This is a genomic window from Mycobacterium uberis (assembly GCF_003408705.1).
In the GTDB taxonomy this organism is placed as follows: domain Bacteria; phylum Actinomycetota; class Actinomycetes; order Mycobacteriales; family Mycobacteriaceae; genus Mycobacterium; species Mycobacterium uberis.
Genome location: NZ_QAYL01000036.1, coordinates 1 through 5,935, shown reverse-complemented (window position 1 = coordinate 5,935; position 5,935 = coordinate 1). Strand labels below are relative to the sequence as shown.

General features: G+C 50.8%; 3 protein-coding genes. 2 read left to right on the top strand and 1 reads right to left on the bottom strand.

The features are described from left to right. Nucleotides 1-2,471: 2,471 nt before the first annotated feature. The gene (locus MUBE_RS14265; protein WP_133297133.1) at nucleotides 2,472-2,711 is read right to left on the bottom strand and encodes a DUF4143 domain-containing protein; all 240 of its coding nucleotides are present in this window, start codon (nucleotides 2,709-2,711) and stop codon (nucleotides 2,472-2,474) included. Between the two features lie 1,564 nt (nucleotides 2,712-4,275). Here MUBE_RS14265 and MUBE_RS14260 point away from each other — a divergent pair. Together MUBE_RS14260 and MUBE_RS14255 are read left to right on the top strand one after the other, a co-directional pair. Then, entirely contained in the window at nucleotides 4,276-4,497 is a 222-nt protein-coding gene (locus tag MUBE_RS14260) for a hypothetical protein (protein WP_116541040.1), read from the top strand. 205 nt (nucleotides 4,498-4,702) lie between these two features. Next, the gene (locus MUBE_RS14255; RefSeq protein ID WP_207801724.1) at nucleotides 4,703-5,470 is read left to right on the top strand and encodes a sulfite exporter TauE/SafE family protein; all 768 of its coding nucleotides are present in this window, start codon (nucleotides 4,703-4,705) and stop codon (nucleotides 5,468-5,470) included. The last annotated feature ends 465 nt before the right edge of the window (nucleotides 5,471-5,935 follow it).

Genomic DNA, 5,935 nt, shown 5'->3' with positions numbered 1-5,935 from the left:
CAGAACATCCACACAGTAGATCAACTCACACAACCCATCGACCCACACCACAACCCACACCACCACACCCCACATAAAACAAAACCACACAACACTCAACGAAGGCCTAATCCGAAATGGTTTAATTCGATGCCAGGCTCGTCGTCGCTAGTTGGGTTGTACAATGGCGGGAAAGTTTGAGATCAGCAAAGGTTAGTTAAGCTGCGCTATGGTTTCACGTCAACATCCCAACGGTGAAATTTTCACTACCAACCAAGCCTATATAGATAATAGGATAGTATAGAAAAGGAATCAAGGCCTTTTAAGATACACGCACCTGGTTCCGGTACTGAAGACTTGACCGAACGGTAATTTGCGCACCACTAACACGTGCTTCTATTACCTGTCTCGTGCCACTAAGTATACTAGCATGTGTAAGTGTGATTGTATCTGTCTGTTCAATCTGCGTTGTTGGACTAACAGGCATTTGGTATGGACTTGTCGACAGTTCTGTGTTTTGAGCCAATCATCGCTCTATCTCAAATACAGTTCAAGTCAGTGGCTTTTCGAAAGAAATGTGCGTATACTATTCCTGTTTTACTTACTGCATCATTATGGAATTGTTGGAAGAGCTTGTCTGTTACGACCTAGTGTCAGTATCGGCACAAAGCTACCAAGTAGCATATGGCTGATAAAACTCTATCCTTTTACCTGTGGATATTTTATCAGCTACTGTTGTTCTCAGAATTTCAGCATCTAATCTAACTGCAGAGACTTCTGCCCTGAGTAGCGCTATCATGTTGTGTGATAGATATTTCGTGATGGGTTGGATTACAATATCTTTTAGGGCACTGATGATGATCGGCCGAAATCTGCTTGCCGAGACATTTTTAATTATCTTTTCCTGTACAATCATTCGTTGGATCCTTGATAGGTCCCTTTCTTACATTGTAAAAACCACATAACTTTTACGAAAATTATATGTACATACTAATGTCTATTACCGCACTTACTGCTTTGACGTCTAAATGGTGGGAAAGATATCGGATGTGGTCTCCGAGACTTTCAATCAACATGAGTGTAAAGAGAGTGTCGTCAAGTCTACCTAAAATGCGCTAATGGGCACACTATCGCGAGGGTGTAAGTATCTCTTGAATGAACTTGTCGACAAATTGGTTGATGATGTAAGCTTTGATAGCATAGTCAATGCAGTCGTTCGTCATGGCCCGCAGGAAACTAGACTATTCTAGTACCATTTATTATACCCGCAATGGCAAGAGAAAACCTTGGATTGCATTTTTTATTCTTTGCTATATCCGACAGGTTAGATATTGCACTGTTGGTTGATCTATTGTCGTCGGAGCAGGCTATTCTGAGTAACAGATCAAGTACAAATTCGTCACTACTGTGGTGGAAATTGTTAATCACTTTGCTGGATCGATAATTGTGTATTGAATCGAGGATCTCGCGTATTATTTCAACTAATGATACTTACGTGATCTGCGAGGCATCAACTATGCTTGATGGATTACCGCGTGCAGGCGAACACAGCGCGTTTATAGCCTCCCAGTACTACGGAAGCAGCGATAATTTACATCGATGCGAATTGTAGGATTGGAAAAATATAATTTATAGAAGTTAATGGTTTCGCTGATTCCAACACGATTGATCTTCACGCGCGATAATGTTCTCTACGCTTTACGAAGGCTAGTATTCGATAAGGTGCATCGTATAAACTGTTGGAAATGCAGGGAGGAATGCGAATCTGGTATATTGGCTCGTCGTTCTACTTTGACTCTAGTCGAAACAGCGCTAAAATTCATCGCTTTATGATCGACAAAATTACGCACGTCACCGTCAGGGAGTAGCACGCCACGGGCGTCATGCCGCTGAGGCCATTGTCAGTGCCTGGTGCTGCATTATTTCGGCCGATGATATGTAACGTTGGTGCGCCTCTGGTGTGGCGTGCTGTTGGGGTGCTCGCCGGACTGAGATGCGTAGGTGATTAATGTGTTTGAGCAGTATCTAGCGGATGTTATCTGAGTCAGTGCCGTGGTGTTGAGGGACGCCTCAGGCAGGGCATTAACAGTGCGCAAGTGCGGCGTAAGGTACTTTATGCTGTGTAGTGGCTCAGCCTTGGCACGGCGACTGGTGAGCTCGCGCACTGACTCTATTGCTCTCTATTATTGATGAGATGAACTCTTCAAGCAAGGCAGCTCGAGATTTGCTATAAGGCCGTAAAACTATCCTTATGTGGGTCAGAGGACGTCGATGAGGACGGCAGCGAGTCGGTTGATGAATGGGCTGGGCTTGTGAGCCGGTGTGGAGGATGATACTGCCGGTGAAGCGTGTTCCGGTTTTGTCCCGGAGGTTGTTGCCAACTTGATCTCGATCACGGCAATGGCAATGCGGCCGTATGTGGTTTCCAGGATGCAGTCTACTTCGGTGCCGTCTCAAGCACGGTAGTGAAACAGTCGAAGTGTCTGTTTCTACTAGAGGAGTAGGACTTCCTGTTGATCGACGACCCGCTTCAAAAAGTTGGTCGACCATGTGGTTATGCGGTCGATGAGATGCAAGGTCTCGAGGAGGTCGAGATATGGAGACAGGATACGTATGGGGATCTCGGTATCGGCCATTCGGGAGCTTAGGTTGAGATCGGATGTGCTGTGTGCGGCTAGGAGGCAGATGAGCCGTGGCAGGTCGGCGATGTGTTGGAGATTGGAGACACTCATCGCGTCGCTTTTGATGATGCGGTCGATGCAGTTATCCAGCAATGCATTTCGGTGTCTAGTCAGAATTTCTATCGACCCTCTCAGGGTAGCTGTTGGTACAGGTGCGGGCGAGATACTCGTAACGTGCCTGGCCACTTTAGTGACCGAAGAATTAGGTCGCCGACGAACAGCCGGTCAATGAAAGTCTTACTGAATTCCTTTGAGTTTCGCCTTGGCTGAATCCGAAGAGCTCAAGGCTCTTCGTCCTGCCAGTGAGACTGTCCTCGGTTGCTGGGAGCTGCAAGAGCAAGAGATTGGCGAACCCGGTAAGGAGACTATGAGGAGATATTGGCCCGGTCTATGGTTTGTATTAACGGTGACCTTGAGAGCAAGAATGAGCTTTGGAACCCGTTGCATTTGGTCGATTGTCAGTAGTACGTCTGAGAACTGGCGAACGAAATTATGGCGATTTGTAACTATAGTTGTTCAGGTCATATCAGCGTCAAGCGTGACCAATTACCCGCCGCGATGGCGTGTGCTATTGACCGCAGAAGTTGACTTGCTAACTTGCCAGGCGCCCTGAACGATAACGATCCGTATGTACCCAGTTTCGCCGATATGCGGATACTTTCTTACCGATTCGCGATGTATATCGGAACTGATACTTTCACAGCCGAGGATGTCAGGGCAGACCTGCTCAGCCAAATTTTCGCTACGACCTGGTAATCAGGCTGTCCGTTTATGTGAGTTGGTTAAGTCACAGTCCGGTCGGTTGTTGGCCTCGATCGAGGTACTGATGGCGCAAATACGACCGAGTACAGTCCCTGGTTGTTGGGGATGCAGTGACGTTACGTGGCTATTACCGGCCAACGAGGCTAGCTATGCCTGGATAGGTAAAACACTATGCGCCTATATGACTTGATCATATCACGGTAGTTGATTATTAGACGTTTGCGTCAGAGAAGCTTGAGCACCAGGTTTTTATCGCGCGCCGGGAGCTGAACTACGTCGAAATCGGCGGACTTGGCTCACCGGTGGTACTGTTGCACGGCCACAACTCAAAATGATAATATTAACTAGATGTGAACACCTTGTTATGTCAGCGGTGTCGGGTAATCGCGCTGAGCCTGCCGGGCTTTGGAGCATCGAGGGCACATCCTTGGCCCACCATATCAATGGTGGGCATCGTCGCCACCATTGATAAATTCTTGGATCGTCTCGATGTCGCCGATCTGGATCGGATCCGGACTCTGATCCTCGCGGGTGGTCCGGTGTTATCGATTGTGTCGATGTGTTAGCACCCGATGCGCATTGCGTGGCAGTACCCACGACTGGCATCCACCGTGCTCACATACATGATTACCGCTGGTTTGCCTATTCTCGAGTTCGGGTTGCGTGGGGTGGCCCACTATCCGTGATTGCGTAAACTTGCGTTCGGCTCTTATCTGACTCGGCCGGAGCTGCTGGCGCCTGGTTGATGCAGGGAATTGACGAAGAGGGTGGGTGCGTCAGCTTACTTCTATGTTCCCGTCAAGACGCAGCCACTATCGACCGGTGCTCTTCGCAGTTGATCAGATGCCCAAGCATGCTCGTCAATGTGTGTGTCGACAACTTCGTGCCTTCGGCAGACGTCGAGGATTTCACGGTCCGGTTGCCTCATGTCAGCCGTAACATCGTCGATGATGTCGGGCACTTGGTCACCGTCGAATACCCGAATCACATTTACCGAGTTGTTCATCGACTTCACCTGCCCGTCGAACTCCTGCCCACCGAATGCCGCCGCGAGCCAGTTGCCAGCTATCGGTGACTGACCAGGTCGACATCAACAATTGCCGTCGGATCTGGTGGGCTCGATCAGCAAAGAGTACGGCCTCGGTCGAATTGTGCATCGGGGTAGACATCGGTCTTGAGGCGCCTTGCACTTGACCGCGGTGGTGCGACGTGATTTAGCGCACGGTTCTTGGCAGCGCAACGCGATGGAGTACTAAAGTCCCGGAGTGTTGGTTTACCACGTGGTTACAATCGTCTTGGCCGGGTTCGGTGCTGGCGCGATTAATGCGATCGTCGGATCTGGCACTCTGATTACGTTCCCCACGCTGGTCGCTCTTGGTTATCCACCGGTCACATCGACTGTGTCGAACGCGGTTGGTCTGGTGGCTGGTGGTGTATCGGCTACCTGGGGTTATCGCGCTGAGCTGGGCGGTCAGTGGAATCGGTTGCGCTGGCAGATCCCAGTATCGTTGATTGGTGCGGTGCTGGGTGCTTTCCTGCTCCTGTACCTTCCTGAGAAAGTGTTTGCCGCGATTGTTCCGGTGCTTCTCGTGTTGGCTTTGGTGCTGGTGGTGGTCGGCCCGCGGGTTCAGTCCTGGGTGCGGCGTCGGGCCGAGATAGCCGGCTGCATCACCGAACATGTCACGCCGGCACGGATGGCTGTGCTGGCGCTCGGTACCTTCGCTATCAGCGTTTACGGCGGTTATTTCACTGCTGCGCAAGGCATCCTGCTGGTCGGCGTGATGGGTGTATTGTTGCCGGAGTCGGTGCAGCGTATGAACGCGGCGAAGAATCTTTTGGTGTTGTTGGTGAATATTGTTGCAGCAATAAGCTATATGTTGATATCCTTTGGCCGGATCAGCTGGCCGGTAGCTGGGCTGATTGCCGCGGGCTCACTAGTTGGGGGATCAGTCGGGGCCTGTTATGCCCGCCGGCTATCGCCGAGTACATTGCGTGTCACCATCGTGGCGGTAGGCCTAATCGGGCTGGTTCGCTTGCTGGCGATGTAGAGCGGGGGTCGGTTCCCGGAATCCCCCAGGATCGCCATGGATATCATTGCTACCCCGGTACGGGGTACTACGGTGTCTTCTTACGTTCTTCGCTCGCGACGTTACGCGTAGGGGTTAGTTCGCTGCTGTGAATTCTCTACGATCCAGCAAGCAATGGCGTGGGCCAAACTGTTCGGTATCGGGCTGTCGCATCACCAACTGGCTGTGGTTGTCGCGAGTGAGCATCCGCGGTCAGGAAAATGGGTAGTGCGCCTCTGAACCCACGTGCTTCGACGATTCGATCCACGATCGGCTGGCAATCTACCAGACGCAATTCGATATCGCTACGACGACACCGATTTCCCGAGTAGGCCAGAATGGCGGGTAAGCATCAGGCCATGACATCCAGACCGCTGACGTCGACAACGAAGGATCTCTGGCGGGGTGACGACGGAGGCCACCTTGCCGATCAGGTGGCGCCAGATG